Origin of the sequence: Pseudomonas sp. 39004 (genome assembly GCF_028682155.1) — a bacterium.
GTDB classification, from domain to species: domain Bacteria; phylum Pseudomonadota; class Gammaproteobacteria; order Pseudomonadales; family Pseudomonadaceae; genus Aquipseudomonas; species Aquipseudomonas capeferrum.
Genome location: NZ_JANIAG010000139.1, coordinates 1 through 15377 on the forward strand (window position 1 = coordinate 1; position 15377 = coordinate 15377).

The following is a 15377-nucleotide window of genomic DNA, read 5'->3' on the forward strand; positions in this document are numbered from 1 at the left end:
CCTTCTCGACGCTGCTCGGTAGCAGGGAGACTGTCGATCCAACCCGGCAGCACGTTATTAATGCGAATGTTGTCAGCGGCGTACTTGTCAGCAAAGATTTTGCTGAACGACGCCAAACCGGCACGGAAAACTGCCGAGGTAGGGAAGAGTTCGCTGGGTTCGAACACCCATGCAGTAGAAATGTTGATTATTGCACCGCCGTTCTGGCGCTGCATGTACGGCGTCACCAATCGCGTAGGACGAATGACGTTGAGCAGGTAGGTCTCCATGCCCAGGTGCCAGTCATCGTCGCTGATCTCAAGGATCGGTGCCCGCGGGCCATGGCCGGCGCTGTTAACCAACACATCGATACGGCCCCATTTCTGAATGACTGCATCGACGAGGCGCTGCAGATCTTCGTTTGACTGATTACTGCCGGTTACGCCGATACCGCCTAACGCTTGCGCCAGGGCCTCCCCCTTGCCAGAGGAAGAAAGAATACCGACCTTGAAGCCGTCGGCAGCCAGTCTACGTGCTGCTGCCGCTCCCATGCCGCTACCACCGGCAGTGACTATTGCTACTTTTTCTACTGACATACATCCTCCTGAGTGAGGCGTGGATGGGTGGTTGGTTGGTGAAGTGAGACTAACAGCGCTCAGCACCGCTCAGAGAGGCAGCAACGCTTGTTAATGTCAGTAGATAATCTATAGCCTTGTCTGTTGTCATTGGAACAAGCCCTTGAGTCCGCGCGTGTCGATTACGGTATTTTGCGGGCCGATTGGCGTGCATGACGGGCCGCTATCGACCCTGAGCGGACGGTAGGTGTTGGGCATAGAGGTGTCAGCTTTGATATTTTCAACGTCTGTCAGATCGAGCGCCGCCCGCGCGGCGCATCGCGGATAAATCCGCTCCTACATTTGTTGCAACGTGCCATGCCCTGATAGGCCATAGTTGCCAGCCTTGTTGGTACGATACGATTTCTCGGCTGGCGCTGCCGCCGCCCCACCGGCCGTTAGCCATGCGCCTAGGCGAACAACTAAGGCCTGACTGAAACGGCGCGTTGCAACAAATGTAGGAGCGGATTTATCCGCGATGCGCCGCGCGGGCGGCGCTCGATCTGGTAAGCGCCAGAAATGTCATGACGAACACCTCCCGGCCCACTCCGAACGCAACGCCATTACCGTCCGCTCAGGGTCGAAAGCTGCCGTTCGTGGAAGGCGGCTTTTCGACCCAACGCCGCCCATTATGCCCCCCACTAATTCCACTCAGTTTCAGGTGGCAGCGGACTGCCTCAACCTGCGACTCGACCCAGGCGTCTTACCCGTAACACGCTTGAACGCCCGACTGAACGCCGCCTGAGACGTATAGCCCAAACGCTGCGCGACCTCTTCAATCGGCACCCTTTCCAGCGTCAGCCACTGGCTGGCAAGCCGCATTCGTACTTCGGTGACGTAGCGCAGCGGGGTCATGCCAATCGTCAATTGAAAACGCTCCGCAAAGACCGAGCGGGACGTATTGCATTGCTCCGCCAACTGCTCGACGGTCCAGTCGCGGCCCGGTTGTTGATGCAGCGCCAGAAGTGCACCTGCCAGCCGCGGATCGCGCAGGGCGGCAACCAGGCCGGAGGCGTTGCCGCAGGCGCACTCGACCCAACCACGAACGACCATGGCGGCGACCACGTCGGCCAATCGCGCGAGGATGCCGGCGAAGCCGATGCGTGCGGCGCTGACCTCTCGCTCCATGGTGGTGAGAATAGGCACCAGCCCGGGGTAACGCTGGCCGCCGGCATCAATCAGCATCAGGCCCGGCATCAGCTTGCCAAGGCCATGGAGGCTGCCCAATTCGAACTCCATGCATCCACTGAACAAAAGCGTGGTCGGCATGGGGCCGGCATCGGTTCCGGTGGCAACCGCGCTGACGGTGTCGCCCAGAGGCTCGCCGCCCAGAAGATCGATGTCCTGCACGGGCACGTGCGTATGCGAGAGCAATTGATGGGCCGCGCCATGGGAGATGAAGACGGCGTTACCGGCGCACAGCGCATACGTTGTCCCGTCTTCCATACGCAGCACCGCGTTGCCGACCGCCAGGAAGTGGAACCAGGCATGCCCGGGTTTGGCAGCGAAGCCCAAGCCGAAGGCCGGGCCCGCCTGGATACGCCGGTACTCGACACCGCGCAGGCGCATGCCGCGCAACAGCTCGTTGATGAGGTCGGAAGAAAGGGCAAATTGATCTGTCGACATTGCTCAGGTGTTTCAGTCAAAAAATTGAGTTTTTTGATCATAGATCATCCGGATTCTCGCGCCTAGACTACGGGTCGCAATTGAAGATTGGGAGATCCATGCAATGACTGACCTTGTATGCAATGCCGTACCCGACAGCCGTCCCGGCGCCGGGCCGGATGCAGAACCTGCAACCCCCGCGTGGATGGCCGTATTGTCGTTGGCCATGGGCGTGTTTGGCTTGCTGACCGCTGAGTACCTTCCGGCCAGCCTGTTGACGCCGATGGCGACCGAGCTGGGGGTGTCCGAAGCGCTGGCTGGCCAAGCGGTAACGGTGACAGCCGTGGTGGCGCTGTTCGCCGGCCTGTTGGTGCCAGGCCTGACTCGCAGTATCGATCGCCGCTGGGTGTTGCTGGGTTTTTCCACGTTGATGATCGCTTCCAATCTGTTGGTCGCCGTTTCCTCCAGTTTCGCGGTGCTGTTGTTGATGCGTATCTTGCTGGGCATCGCACTTGGCGGGTTTTGGAGCATGGCGGCGGCGGTGGCGATGCGCTTGGTGCCGGGGGCTTTGTTGCCGCGCGCGCTCTCGATCATTTTCAGCGGCATCGCCATCGGGACGGTGGTTGCGGTCCCGCTGGGTAGTTATCTGGGCGGGCTATATGGCTGGCGCAGCGCGTTCTTTGCAGCGGCGGCGGTGGGGGTGGTGACCTTGGCTTTCCAGTCACTCACACTGCCGAGCCTTGCGCCACGTCGGCCGGCACGCCTGCGCACGGTGCTTGAAGTGTTGCAGCGCCCAGGCATCGCTATGGGGATGTTCGGTTGTGTGCTGGTGCACAGCGGCCACTTTGCGATGTTCACGTATATTCGGCCATTCCTCGAAAGTACGAGCGGCATTGGCCCGCAGGGGCTGTCGCTGATGTTGCTGGGTTTTGGTGTGGCGAACTTTGTCGGCACATTGGTGGCCGGGTGGATGCTGACTCGTCACCCGTTGGCCACCCTGGTGTTGATGCCCGCGCTGGTGGGCGTTGCGGCACTGGCGCTGGTCCTGTTGCCGGCGTCGGTGCCAGGGCAAGCCGTACTGCTGGCGGTCTGGGGCCTGGCCTTTGGGGGTGTGCCGGTGGCGTGGTCGAACTGGGTCGCCAGCGCGGTCCCTGACCAGGCGGAAAGCGCCGGGGGCATGGTGGTAGCGTCTGTACAGTCGGCCATCGCCACAGGCGCAGCCGCGGGCGGGGCAATGTTCAGCCTCGGTGGCAGCGCAGGCGTATTCGTGGCGGCGGCCGTGCTGATGCTGCTGGCCGCGTTGCTGATTGCATTGCGTGTGCGAGTGCCTTCGGTAGATGGCACTGTACTGAACGGGTCGGCACTCCACCTGTGATTTAGCTCTCCAGGCGGCGCCGATCCGCTTCCAAACGGCTTAACCCATGCTGCAGCACCGGTAGCATGTGCGGGATTTATCAGCGCGGGAACAACAGCGTCACAGCAAAGCGAAAGCCCCACCCTTCTGGGCCATTATCCGGTGATTCGAGCCAGTAGCGCGGCCCAGCCTGGAGCGTGATGGGGTGGCCACCAACCTTTAGTAATTGGGTGACCATCAGGTTGGGTTATTGGCATTCATGGAGGATTCTGACTTATGGCACGTGTGGGATTGATACTGACACCCGGTTTTGCGGACTGGGAATACGCTTTCATTGCTGGAACTGCGTCCCCGTTTTACGGGATCGACGTCGGGTTTTTCGCGCCTGCTACGGGGCAGTTTCGCTCCCAGGGTGGATTGGCGGTAACTGTCGATAGCAGTTTGCAACAATGCCTGGACTGGAAACCGGACGTTGTAGTCGTGATTGGAGGAATGGCCTGGGAACGTGCAGAAGCACCTGATCTTCGAGCGTTTCTTCGTGCCAGTCATTCGAGTGGAGCGACACTTGCCGGTATCTGTGGGGGAACGCCACCGATTACCAATAGTCATCGCCGGGTAGCGTAAGGGGCATCGGCCAAGGCCGCCCCTGACGCAATAGTTATTCGATGACGGCGGAACTTAAATCTGTACACGTACCGGGTTTAGCGGTGTAGGCTTGCGAGCATGCATGAATAATGCTCTGGCGCGGTCTTCACCCGTTAGGCTCTATCCAAACATGGAAGTCACTGTGAACGGTTTTATATGTAACAGATGCGGCAAGCCGCACGATGAGTTGCCGATGTGCTTCGGCCCGAGCGCGCCAGACCTCTGGTACTCAATACCAGAGACTGAGCGAGGTGAACGAGGCGAATTGTCATCTGATCAATGCGTGATTGATGGCAGGCATTTCTTCGTCCTAGGCCGTATCCTCATCCCCGTAACCGACGGTGCCGGCCCATTTGCCTGGTTGGCATGGGTCTCCTTGAGCGAAAGAAATTTTCTTCGAATGTGTGAGCTTTGGGAACGTGATGGGAGGGAAGCCGAACCGCCGTACTGCGGGTGGCTGCAGAGCAATTTGCCCTACGAGCCATCAACGTTGGGTCTTGAAATTCAAGTTCAAACCATGCCTTGGGGTGAGCGTCCGCTTATCTTGTTTGATCATACAGTTCACCCCCTTTCTGTAGAGCAACACGTTGGTATAACGATGGCCCGAGTCCAGAGCATTGTCGAGGCGGCGCTTGATGGTTAAGCAGACGCCCTGCTCCTCCATCAAGGGATGGTTGTCCGCAGTGGGGTATTTATCAATCAGTGACGCTCTAAAAGTCGATGACTACTTCCAGCTAGTATTTGTGGACGGGTCCGTGTTGTCTGTATACAACCCTTGTCGGTTTGAAGGCGTAATCTTTTCCGATCTCAGCGGCTGTGCGCTTAAAGACATACGTGCAGACGAAACGGCCGACGTTATTGTATTGGTCTTAGATAGAGGCACTCTCTATGTCAATGTGCACCCTGACGCCTGGGCAGGGCCTGAAGCAATGGTGCTCCACGGGCCAGAGAATCTGATCATGATTTGGTAAAGACCGCTACTGAGTACTCTGTAGCGGCGGTTTTCGGCTGTCAGTTATCCTCTTTGAAGGACTGCTTCTAGTCGAAAGCTGATAATCACGAGTGACCGCGATCAATCCAAAGCGAAAACCTGATCAGATGTCGGGTCCGTTGGACGGCTCATCGCCGGCAAGCGCGGCTACACGCAGGCCTGTAAGCTGCGCGTATGTGATAGAGACGTTGGTTCATGCCACCTGCGTCATCGCGGATTCTCAAAGGAATACACATGGGAACCGAACTGCATACCGGGGCATACGCGGGCTACAGCGCGCTCGATTGGAACAGTGGATGCGACGTCAAGGCCGTGCGCGAGTGACCGCTTTGGCCCCATAGTGGTCATTGCGTGACTACGACTCTCGGCCAAAACCGCCGGCCCACACTCTATGCGAGCGTGAGTGTGCACTTGCGCAGCAGTTGACGCTACATTGATCATTCGGTGTCGTCCAGTCCTCGCAAGATCTCCAACAAGTGCGGTCGGGTGTATCGCTCAGACGGTGCTATGTGCGCCGAATCTCCTCGGTGTTGATACTCCCCCTCGTCAAATGCTAAATAGATGTCAAATGCCGGCTGTGGCATGTCCTCATCCATACTCAGGTCTATAATGGCACTGAACAGACTGTTCATGATGACATCGCCAGTCTCATACGACATTTCACCAAGGACGAATCGTCGGGAAACTTCGACCGAGAGAGCATTCATCAAATTGGCTGGGCGCAGGCCCAGATTCCGGCAGTAAACCGATAATTCGGTCAGTGTCAGCGTGACCTCTTGCGCCTTGCTTAGCAGGGCCTCGACATCAGTGTGAGAGATCGTTTTGGTCATTGGCATCCTAGCCTTAGCTGTCGAAGTGAGCAACGGCCCGATATTATCGCTGACCAATGAATGTTACCAGCCTACGTCTGCATGAGATGGATTGGCTAGCTTCTCTCCTGCTATTCATCGACGCTAATATCGACCCTTTGCAACTGGTCTGCACGGACAGGGTTGAACAGTGCTTAACGTGCTGCACCACGCTGGCAGCAAACTGAGCTTGCATGAAGTGGGAAGCTAGTACCTTTGAGAAAAGCGCAGACCGAATCGTCCACGTCCACGTCCGCTTCGGGTCGGGTCGGGTCGGTCGAGGTATGACCGTCGCATTACAACCCCATGCAGACATTTAGATGTCCGGGCCGATACCGACGCTAGAGCCTTTGAGGGATTAGTTTCGATAGTTGATAACAGCCCTACAGTTGATAGGGAAGTTGACCGAGTTGGCAATGAAACACTCGTGGTGAGCATCGTCATGCAAGCGCATTGCAAGATCTCTATCTGATTGACTACTAATGATGATCTGAGGTCTTAGCTCAGCTTCCTTGAAATGGCCCTTGCGCTGGCCATTGCCTTCGATCATAAGGCCCACCGGGTGGTCGACGTATTCCAGCACGCACACGTTGTTAACGGCGCAGAGATGAAGATACCAGAGCTTGTGGCAGGCCGAGATCGATGCCAGCAACATGTCTTCAGGGTTCCAGCATTCGGGATTACCACGAAAAGCAGGGTCGGCGGAACCAGGGATAGACGCTTTTCCTGGCGACTCGACAGTGAAGTCTCTCTGATAAGCCGTGTAGCTGGCAGTACCCTCACCGGTGTTGCCTATCCAATTGATGGTGACAGCATAATTGTGCTCTTTCATCGTCACTCCTGTGTTGAAAGATGCCCAGAAGATGACCCGCTCTTCTCGCGTCAGCACGGTAATCTTGCGCGCTCAGGTGGCTCCCAACCAGCTTCTCTTGTTTGCATTGACGCATGCACTGGTTGTGCGAAAGCAATGAGCAGGCCCCAGAGGTAGCCTTATGGAAGGCTTGACAGTGCTTGCTGGCGTATTTTGATGTGAAGAAGCAAACAAACTCCCTAATCAGCCCTGTGCCTTGAATGTCAGCCATGGGTCGATAGCAGTCCCTCGCGACTGACCGCTATCAACCCACAGGTGCTGCTCACAAAAGCCAATTATTGGAAAGTAGCCGACTTGTATCCGTCGCAATTCGAACCTCGGCGGTTCAACCGAAAGCCGCAATGTGCAACGACTTCTATTTTTTGCCGCCAATGCCCATTAGCGCTGCAGCAACTTCGCCTCCACCCGCAACCCCATCAGGTGCCTCATCGATTTCCGCCATGCTCAAGCACGATGTCTCACGTAGCTTCAACGAGCACACTGCGACCAATGTCAGCGCCCCTACTCCATACAACGCCACACCTAGCGGGTTGTGGTCAGTCAGGATAAGGATCGCCGTAGCGATACTCGATGCGGTACCCCCACCCAGCGCCGCGCCGACCTGGTAACTGGCCGAGATCCCCGAGTAGCGCATGCTGCGTGGGAACTGCTCGCCCAGAAACGCTGGGATCGGCCCTTGAGTCGCGCCCATCAGCAGGCCAGTCAGGCTGTAGGCGAACAGCGCAATGCCAAAGCTCTTCATGCCGACCAGCTCGAAGAAGGCAAACAACCCCAGCGCCATAACCACGGAACCGAACGTCAACACCGAACGCCGGCCCAGGCGGTCGGACAGGTAGCCGAATAGAGGTGCGGAAAACACGATAGCGATCGACAACGTCAGATCGAACATCAGAGCCTCGGTGCTGCCAAAACCCATCTGGGTGGCGTACGTCAGGAAGAACGTGCTGCCAATGTAGGCAATGGTGCAGTAGCCGAAGGCGATACCGGTGCACAACAGCAGCTGCCGTGGGCGCTGGCGCAGGGCCTCGGTTAGTGGCGCGCGTAGCGGCTTGACCTCTGGGATGGCAACGGGTGCCGGTGATTTGAGGCGGGCGTACAGGCCGACCAGCACCAAGGTGCCACCGAGCCAGAATGGGATGCGCCAAGCAAAGTCCACCAGGTTGTCGTCGAAGGCGGCACTGACGATGGCGAAGACCGCCGCACCGAAGATGCCGCCAACTCCAATGCCCATGCTCGTGAAGCTACCCCATAGCCCTCGCCTGCCCGGCGGTGCGGATTCGATACCGAACAGCGCGGCACCGCCCCACTCCCCGCCCGCGGCGAAGCCCTGGACCAGGCGCAGCACCACCAGCAGGATCGGCGCAGCCACACCGATATTGGCGTGGGTTGGCAAGCAACCGATGAGGAAGGTGCTCAGCCCCATGAGCAGCAAGGTCGCGACCAGCACTTTCTGCCGGCCGATACGGTCGCCGAAGTGACCGAACACCAGCCCGCCCAATGGCCGGGCGAAGAAGCCCGCGCCAAAGGCGCTGAACGCCACCAGGGTGGCCGTCAGGTGGTCCATCTGGGGGAAGAACACCTGAGGAAACACCAGCGCGGCGGCGGTGCCGTAGATGATGAAGTCGTAGAATTCCAGCGCCGTGCCCATACCAGACACACAGAAGGTCCGGAAGGCGGAGCGGGAAAACATCGAGTGGGGATGATCCGCATACATTGTTGTTGTTCTCGTTCAGCGGGTGCCCCCGAGGCAGGCGGCACCGGGTGGGCTCAGAAACGTTCGAAGCCGGCCTTGGCCAGTTGCAGCGGTGTGCCCGCCACGTATTCCAACAGGCAACGCTCAGTGTCGATGCCCACGCTCAGCAGGGTCTCCCAGCGCTCGGTGTCGGGCATGGACATGTCGGGCTGAAAGCAAATCGGCGCACTGTCGCCTTGCGCACCGCACATGGCTTCGGCGCGGGCACGCAGGTCGGCGCTGTCCATCTGGCCGATCACCTGTTCCAGATGACCCAGGCGGCTTTGAGTGTCGGCGCGGTCGGCCACCTGCTCCCCCTGGCTCAGGTGCGGGTCGAGGAAGTGGTTGGTATGCAGCAGCCAGCCGTCTTCGCGCGGTAGCACCAGCGCCGTGCGCTCGGGGCTCAGCTCGATGCTGACCGCACGCGGGCTGCTGTCCTGGCGGGAGAACACGGTCAGCACGGTAGAGGCACTGACCCGCGCCGAACGTGCAAGCTCGATGGCCTCATCGACGCTGCTTGCTTCTTCCAGCAGGCGACGGGCAATGGCATGGACCGGCACGCCGCCGCTGTCGTTGTCGCTGGCGTGGTGCAGGATGTTGAAGTGCAGGCCCAGGCCTGCGCTGTTGACACCTAGCTTGGCAAGCATGCCGAATTCGCAGAACAGTTTGACGTGCATCCCGCGCTCGGTGTGCAGCGCCAGCATCAGCCCGTGCGGGCAGAGGCTGTCGTGCCAGTCCCAGGTCTGCAAGGTTTGCGGCGCGCGCGGGCCACGGGGAGCATGCACGGTGGTGGAGCACTCGCTGTGGCGGGTGCGTGCGGCCAGAACCTCCGTGCGGGCGTTCAGGCTTGCCAATTGCCACAATGGCAGCTCGGCGCCGCTGGCGAAACCGGCTACCTCGGCCGCCAGGTTCGGGCTCCAGGCCTCAAGGGCTGCCAGGCTGTTCTCGCCGATACGCTGCGCCTCGCGCAAGGGCACTCCGACCCGCGGGAAGAAGCCCAGGTAGAGGGCGGTGGTGTGACGGATCTGCTCGGCGAAGCGCTCGCCGATCTGGCGACCCCGCTCGGCGGACGTGCGTATATCGGTGGCTAGGGTATAAATCTTCACTACGGGGCAACTCCTGGTACAGCAGGCTCGGGGCATCGTTGCTGTTTTGGAAAGAAGAGGCCGCCTCGTCCCCCCTGTGGCATGCACCTCCCGTGAGAGTGACAGGGCAATGGACCGGGCACGAAGAGGCCGCTGTGTTCAGGCAATCACCGCTAGCCTAGCGAGCCGTCCCCGGCCGATCATCGCCACAACCCGCACAACTTTTGTGCCTGAGCGGAACAATTGCGCCGCGCAGCCCGATTAGAGCCCCTGGTTGCGCAGTTGCTCGTGCAACAAGGCGATGAAGGCCTGCACCTTGCGCGTGTTGCGCCGATGGGGCAGATACAGCACGTGCACCCAGGGCCCGAAGGCACTCAACGCCCGCCAGTAGTCTGGTAGCACTTCCACCAACAGCCCGCTGGCCAGATAGGGCGCGGCGCACCAGGTGGGCACGAACTGCAGGCCATGGCCATCAAGCAGGCAGGACAGTAAGAAGTCGAAATTGTCGCTCACCAGCCGGGGCGTGGGCTGGCGTACGCGCAGGGTCTGGCCCTCGTGCTCGACCCACCAGAAGCTGCGGTTTAGCAAGGGGTGGCGCAGCAGCAGCCAGTCGTACTGGGCGTAATTTTCCAGGGTGATGGCCTCGCCACGCCGGGCCAGGTAGTCGGGGCTTGCGCAGAGAACTACGCGGTTCTCGATCAACGGCTGGGCGATCAGTTCGGGCTGGTCGGTGGGGCCGTCGCGCAGCGACAGGTCGTAGCCACCGTCGATCAGGTCTTCATTGGCGTCGTTGAGATTCACCTCCAGACGCACCTGCGGGTGTTCGCGCATGAAGCGAAAGCACACCTGATTGAGAAACGCTGGGCCGAACGAAGGTGGTGCGGTGATACGCAAGGTGCCACGCAGCTCATGCTGCAACTGCTCGACCTCTTCGGTCACCAGTTGCAGGTGCATCAAGGCCTGACGCGCGCCCTCAAGGTATACCGTCCCGGCCTCGGTCAGGGCCATGCGCCGGGTGGTGCGCTCGAACAGGCGCACGCCAAGCTCGCCCTCCAGATGGGCGACGGCCTTGGTGACCGCCGAAGGCGTCTTGCCCAACTGATCGGCCGCACGGCTGAAGCTGCCGTGTTCGGCGGCGGCGACGAAAATGGTCAGGGCCGTCATTTTGTCCATGGTTTCTTCCTGTTCGGCACAAGCGAGGCAATGAAGGGAACGCGCGAGCATCCACACCTTTTCATCTAGCCCGCAAATGGCAGGGATTTGAATAGGCGTAAAGCGGCCGATGGTTTGCATCAAGGCAATCTTAAGCCAGGGATTTTTTCCTGATTGCGAAAAAAGTTGTGCCTGCCGTCGCATTTAACCGGCCGTGCGCGTTGGTTAGGCTGCGGCGCAATCACAACAAGAACGAGGCACCGAATGAAGCACCTCCTGCAAATGGCGATCAGCGCGGGCCTGGCCTGCACCTCCCAGCACAGCTTCGCGGCAGTGGACGTGATCTTTCACAACGCCAAGGTCTACACCGCCGAGCCAGGCCAGCCGCTGCAGCAAGCGGTGGCGGTCGAGGGTGAGAAGATCGTCGCCGTGGGCTCGGACCAGGCCGTGCTGCGCCTGAAGGCCGACGGAACGCGGGTCATCGACCTGGGCGGCAAGGTGCTGATGCCGGGCATGCTCGATTCTCACTCCCATGCCATCAAGGGCGGCCTGCAGCTGGAGCTGGCCAACCTGATGGGCGAGCAGATCCCGCTCGATGAACTTGAACAACGCCTGCGCCAGTGGCGCAAAGATGGCAAGGCCGTACGTGGCGAGTTTTTGGTCGTCGGTGGCGTGCCGGGGACCTACTGGGATGACATCCCAGCCCTGGAGCAACGCTTCAACCAGGGCGAATGGGCCGTACAGCCGATCCTTCTGGCCGCCAATGATATGCATACCGGTTGGGCCAACCAGGCCCTGCTCAAGCGCGCCAAGATCGATGCCAAGACCATCGCGGCACTGCCTGCCGAAGCACGCAGCACCATTGGCCAGCATGTGGACGGCACGCCCAACGGGTTTCTGGCCGACGCCAGCTACTACCCAGTGACCGACCTGCTGCCGCCGCTGTCCCATGACACCCTGATGACTGCCGGGCGCATGGCCCTGGACTATTCCAGGCAGCTTGGCATCACCGGCTGGATGGACCCACTCGCCAATGAGCTGCCCGGCTCGGATGTGAAGAGCGACTCGCTGGGCGTGCTACCGGTGTACAAGGACCTCTCCGAGCGGGGCGAGCTGACGGCCCACGTCGCCGCGCTGCTGATGGCCGACTCCAAGGCCCGCCCCGCCGACCTGAACGAGCTGGGCAAGGTGCGCCAGCAGTTCCTCGGCGTGCGCAACCTCACACTGCCCGGCATCAAGGTCTTCGCCGACGGCGTCGCCGAAATGCCGGCGCAGAGCGCGGCGATGCTCGAGCCCTACAAGAACTCAGGCCAACGCGGCGAACTGCTGCTGGACCCGAAGCACTTCGGTGAACTGGTCGATGCCGCCGACGCGCGTGGCTGGCTGGTGCACGTGCATGCCATCGGAGATCGCGCCGTGCGCGAGGCACTCAACGGCGTTGAACAGGCTCGGCGCGCACGTCACAGCGGCGTACCCCATTCGATCACCCACTTGCAGATTGTCAGCGATCAGGACTATCCGCGCTTCAAGCAGCTCGATGTGATCGCTTCGATGCAGTTGTACTGGGCCAGTGCCGACGAGACCAACCTCGACCTGGTCAAGCCGTATGTTGACGAGCATGCCTTCGCCCACAGCTACCCGGCCCATTCACTGTACAAAGCCGGTGCGACCATCGCCGGAGCCAGCGACTGGCCGATCACCACGCCAGAGCCGTGGAAGGCGATCTACCAGGCAGTGAGCCGCAAGGGCCCCAAAGGTGTCCTGAATGCTGACGAGGCAATCGACCGGGAAACCATGTTCCAGGCCTACACCCTCAATGCCGCCCGCGCCATGCGCCTGGAGCAGCAGATCGGCTCGCTGAAGGTCGGCAAGCAGGCCGACATAATCGTCCTCGACCGCGACGTGCTCAGCGTCGCCCCCGAGACGCTGCGTGACACCCAGGTGCTGCAGACCTGGTTCGCTGGCAAGCAGATCTACCAGCGCTGACTGCTTCGCGGTTAAACCCGCTCCCACAGGCGCAACACAAATCCCTGTGGGGCGGGTTTGCCCGCGAAAGCCACACCCGCTTCACCGTGCCTAACAACAATAATTGGAAAGCATCGAATGACCGTGCGCATCCTCATCGCAGGCGGACTGCTCGCCTGCACCCCCGCTCGCCCATGCCCTCTACCTCGACGACGACTTCAGCCTCGAGGCACGTTTACCAATCTTGAGCAGCGAGTGACGTTCTTCACCTCTGCCTATTCAGACAGCCCGGGAATGGTGATGACATTTTTCGACCAGAGCTGGAAGCCCAGTGATTTGATCAAGCAATAGTGTGGAACTTGCGGTGTCCTTGTATTCAAGCTGGCCGTCGGGGCGCTCGAGCAACCCTAGCAGGCTGTTGTTGATGGCCATCTCGGTGCGGTAATAGCCGAGCATCATGCGTGGGCCGATGCCGACGGTAAGGTCATCGGTAAACTTGTAAGCAAAGGTAGGTTGGAACGAGACGCCAATCACCGCCGATTCCTGGGTGAAGTAGCGCCCGGCCCAGTCATCGTCGTAGTCCAGCGCCAAGCCGAAGTTACCGTACATGCCGAACCCGATGGCCGAGCGGTCATCGAGCTGGTGGCTGATGAACAAGCTGGCGCCGGGCAGGTACTACAGAGCGTTACCGCCCTCGTTGCCATCGAACTGGTTGCTGCTGTTACGTGAGTAGCGCAGGTCGCCCAAGATGACCTGGGCGTTGGCGCTGATCTGCGTGCCGGGCAGCAGGGCGATGCCTGCGGGGTTGGTCATCAACACACTGGGGTCGGTGGCGAGCGCAGCCGAGCCAGCATTGGCCAGGCCGTTACTTTCCTGGCCGGCTTCATAAATGAAGATGCCTCCGGCTGACACGTTGGCGCTGTGAGCAAACAACAGAATAAGCGTTGCAGGCATCCACCATTTGGTGTGATCCATACGATTCGTCGTGGTCATAGTCCCTGACTCCTCACTTTGAAAAGAGCAGGACACCGATGGCTCGATGTCCTGCTTGACGCAACCTGCGCCAGGGGAGCAATCAGGATGTAATGATCGAACCAGAAGTCACCGAGGTAGTGCGGCCTGGGTTGTTGAAAGCTTCTACGAACACAGTCATTGCCAGCTCCTTTTGAACAATGCGCTGTACCGGTTCGGCAACTGCCAGCTAGGGTTTCATATCGCTTAGAGAGAGTAGACGCGGGTGAGAAATTTTCCTCTTGATGTAAGAAACCCGAACAAATGCGGCTGACAGCTTCATGATCACCAACGGTAGCCGTAGCCAGGGCGGCCGGGGCCGAGGTTGCCTTGGGCGAACTCGGCGTAGGTCAGGCGCGCCTGGCAGTCCGCCACGGCAATGTGATCAGGCCAGTAGCGGACACTTCGGGTAATGATCGTTGCAAGGTTCACGTTCGACAGGAAGACATCGACGATGCTTAGCGTCAGACGCTCTGGGGCATCTCACCTTGCTGCAGTCGCGCTTCGATATCGGCGATCACTCCCGGCAACTCGGCAATGGTATCGATCAGGTAGTGCGGCCGTGCGCCCTCGAATATCTGGCCAATGCGCGTGCGCGCCTGCTCAAGTTCTGCCTCCGGCAGTGCCTTGTACTGTTCGTATGTCAGGCCAAGCGCATTGCCCGAGCAGGTCAGGGCAACCGTCCACATTCCAGCACTGCGGCCTTCGAGGATCCCGGGCCAGGTGTCGTCGACCTTGACGCATGCGGCCACGTCACTGATCCCCAAGGCAATGACGTTGGCCAAGGATTGCGCCGGATAGGGGCGCCCGTTCGGCACCTCATCGGTAGCGACCACATGATCGGCCACGTAGCCTTTGGTCCTGGCCAGCGCCACCACTTTATCCATTACCACTGCCGGATAGCCGGAGCATGAGCCGATTTTCAGGTGCTTTGCGCGCAATTGCTCGATGGCCTCCAGAGCCCCCGGGATCAACGCCGAGTGCTCGGCGATTTTCTCGATCTGCAATGGCATGAAGCGTTCGTAGATGGCGGTCACATCGTTGTCGGTGGGCGTGCGGCCGAACGCCAGCCGATAGCGCTCGGCGATGGTCGGCAGGTCGCACAGCGTGCGGATATGGTCCCACTTGCCCATGCCCATTGGGCCGCGGGCTTCTTCCAGGCTGACTTGCACGCCGAACTCGGCGAAGGCTTCAACGAAGATCTGGGTCGGTGCAAATGAGCCAAAGTCCACCACGGTGCCGGCCCAATCGAGAATCACGGCCTGCAGTTGCTTGGGTTGCTGATAGTTCATGACATTGCTCCTTGAGTGAAAAAGCGATGAGCGAAGCCCGCCTAGCACGGTAGCGCGCTGGCGTTGAGCGCTTGAATCAGTGATTGGTCAACGAATCGAACAATTCGCCGATGATTGGCCGCTTACGGCGGATGGCCAGGCAGCACAGGAAGTAGCTGATATGGAACGGGTCCTCGGCGAAGGCGATTGAGCGCGTACCCGGCCGATCGGCATGCTCTACAGCCGAGACGAAA

12 protein-coding genes and 3 pseudogenes are annotated in these 15377 nt (G+C 60.0%); 4 read left to right on the forward strand and 11 right to left on the reverse strand.

Annotated features, from left to right (window positions below; translation table 11 throughout):
• Window positions 1-575: SDR family NAD(P)-dependent oxidoreductase (locus NP534_RS20400; protein WP_274099892.1), on the reverse strand; the 575-nt coding region annotated here is incomplete at its 3' end.
• A gap of 675 nt (window positions 576-1250) precedes the next feature.
• Window positions 1251-2219, reverse strand: coding sequence for an AraC family transcriptional regulator (locus tag NP534_RS20405; protein ID WP_274099893.1), 969 nt, complete (start codon window positions 2217-2219; stop codon window positions 1251-1253).
• 103 nt (window positions 2220-2322) lie between these two features.
• On the opposite strand from NP534_RS20405, the gene NP534_RS20410 reads away from it, so the two are divergent.
• Window positions 2323-3573, forward strand: a complete 1251-nt coding sequence (locus NP534_RS20410) for an MFS transporter (RefSeq protein WP_274099894.1) — start codon at window positions 2323-2325, stop codon at window positions 3571-3573.
• Between the two features lie 79 nt (window positions 3574-3652).
• Here the strand turns inward: NP534_RS20410 and NP534_RS20415 are convergent.
• A pseudogene (locus NP534_RS20415) lies at window positions 3653-3796 on the reverse strand (transporter); the annotation flags it as partial.
• Between the two features lie 32 nt (window positions 3797-3828).
• Between NP534_RS20415 and NP534_RS20420 the strand changes: the two are divergent.
• Both NP534_RS20420 and NP534_RS26840 read left to right on the forward strand, forming a co-directional pair.
• Window positions 3829-4140, forward strand: a pseudogene (locus tag NP534_RS20420) (DJ-1/PfpI family protein); the annotation flags it as partial.
• A 187-nt stretch (window positions 4141-4327) separates the two neighbouring features.
• Entirely contained in the window at window positions 4328-4840 is a 513-nt protein-coding gene (locus tag NP534_RS26840; protein ID WP_443201089.1) for a DUF2199 domain-containing protein, read from the forward strand.
• A 785-nt stretch (window positions 4841-5625) separates the two neighbouring features.
• On the opposite strand, the gene NP534_RS20425 is transcribed toward NP534_RS26840, so the two are convergent.
• From NP534_RS20425 to NP534_RS20445, 5 genes are all read right to left on the reverse strand, one after another.
• Complete coding sequence (locus tag NP534_RS20425) at window positions 5626-6018, reverse strand: hypothetical protein (protein ID WP_274099895.1); 393 nt, start codon at window positions 6016-6018, stop codon at window positions 5626-5628.
• 376 nt (window positions 6019-6394) lie between these two features.
• Complete coding sequence (locus NP534_RS20430) at window positions 6395-6868, reverse strand: OsmC family protein (protein WP_274099896.1); 474 nt, start codon at window positions 6866-6868, stop codon at window positions 6395-6397.
• A gap of 394 nt (window positions 6869-7262) precedes the next feature.
• The gene (locus tag NP534_RS20435) at window positions 7263-8555 is read right to left on the reverse strand and encodes an MFS transporter (RefSeq protein WP_274099902.1); all 1293 of its coding nucleotides are present in this window, start codon (window positions 8553-8555) and stop codon (window positions 7263-7265) included.
• 119 nt (window positions 8556-8674) lie between these two features.
• Window positions 8675-9745, reverse strand: coding sequence for a C45 family autoproteolytic acyltransferase/hydolase (locus NP534_RS20440; protein ID WP_274099897.1), 1071 nt, complete (start codon window positions 9743-9745; stop codon window positions 8675-8677).
• A gap of 240 nt (window positions 9746-9985) precedes the next feature.
• Window positions 9986-10897 carry a LysR family transcriptional regulator gene (locus NP534_RS20445; protein ID WP_274099898.1) on the reverse strand — a complete coding sequence of 304 codons (912 nt, stop codon included), beginning with the start codon at window positions 10895-10897 and terminating at the stop codon, window positions 9986-9988.
• 243 nt (window positions 10898-11140) lie between these two features.
• Between NP534_RS20445 and NP534_RS20450 the strand changes: the two genes are divergently transcribed.
• Window positions 11141-12862 (forward strand): amidohydrolase, encoded by a 1722-nt coding sequence (locus tag NP534_RS20450; RefSeq protein WP_274099899.1) that lies wholly within the window; start codon window positions 11141-11143, stop codon window positions 12860-12862.
• A 342-nt stretch (window positions 12863-13204) separates the two neighbouring features.
• Here NP534_RS20450 and NP534_RS20455 read toward each other — a convergent pair.
• The 3 genes and pseudogenes from NP534_RS20455 to phnX form a co-directional block, all read right to left on the reverse strand.
• Window positions 13205-13795, reverse strand: a pseudogene (locus NP534_RS20455) (OmpP1/FadL family transporter); the annotation flags it as partial.
• Between the two features lie 342 nt (window positions 13796-14137).
• Window positions 14138-14284 (reverse strand): hypothetical protein, encoded by a 147-nt coding sequence (locus tag NP534_RS20460; protein ID WP_274099900.1) that lies wholly within the window; start codon window positions 14282-14284, stop codon window positions 14138-14140.
• A 32-nt stretch (window positions 14285-14316) separates the two neighbouring features.
• Window positions 14317-15144 carry a phosphonoacetaldehyde hydrolase gene (gene phnX / locus NP534_RS20465; RefSeq protein ID WP_274099901.1) on the reverse strand — a complete coding sequence of 276 codons (828 nt, stop codon included), beginning with the start codon at window positions 15142-15144 and terminating at the stop codon, window positions 14317-14319.
• Between the last annotated feature and the right edge of the window lie 233 nt (window positions 15145-15377).

Coding starts and splice junctions, on each gene's coding strand:
- NP534_RS20445 (WP_274099898.1), bottom strand. CDS start 10,897: ATGGACAAAATGACGGCCCTGACCATTTTCGTCGCCGCCGCCGAACAC.
- NP534_RS20410 (WP_274099894.1), top strand. CDS start 2,323: ATGACTGACCTTGTATGCAATGCCGTACCCGACAGCCGTCCCGGCGCC.
- NP534_RS20405 (WP_274099893.1), bottom strand. CDS start 2,219: ATGTCGACAGATCAATTTGCCCTTTCTTCCGACCTCATCAACGAGCTG.
- NP534_RS20430 (WP_274099896.1), bottom strand. CDS start 6,868: ATGAAAGAGCACAATTATGCTGTCACCATCAATTGGATAGGCAACACC.
- phnX (WP_274099901.1), bottom strand. CDS start 15,144: ATGAACTATCAGCAACCCAAGCAACTGCAGGCCGTGATTCTCGATTGG.
- NP534_RS20425 (WP_274099895.1), bottom strand. CDS start 6,018: ATGACCAAAACGATCTCTCACACTGATGTCGAGGCCCTGCTAAGCAAG.
- NP534_RS20450 (WP_274099899.1), top strand. CDS start 11,141: ATGAAGCACCTCCTGCAAATGGCGATCAGCGCGGGCCTGGCCTGCACC.
- NP534_RS20435 (WP_274099902.1), bottom strand. CDS start 8,555: ATGGGCACGGCGCTGGAATTCTACGACTTCATCATCTACGGCACCGCC.
- NP534_RS26840 (WP_443201089.1), top strand. CDS start 4,328: ATGGAAGTCACTGTGAACGGTTTTATATGTAACAGATGCGGCAAGCCG.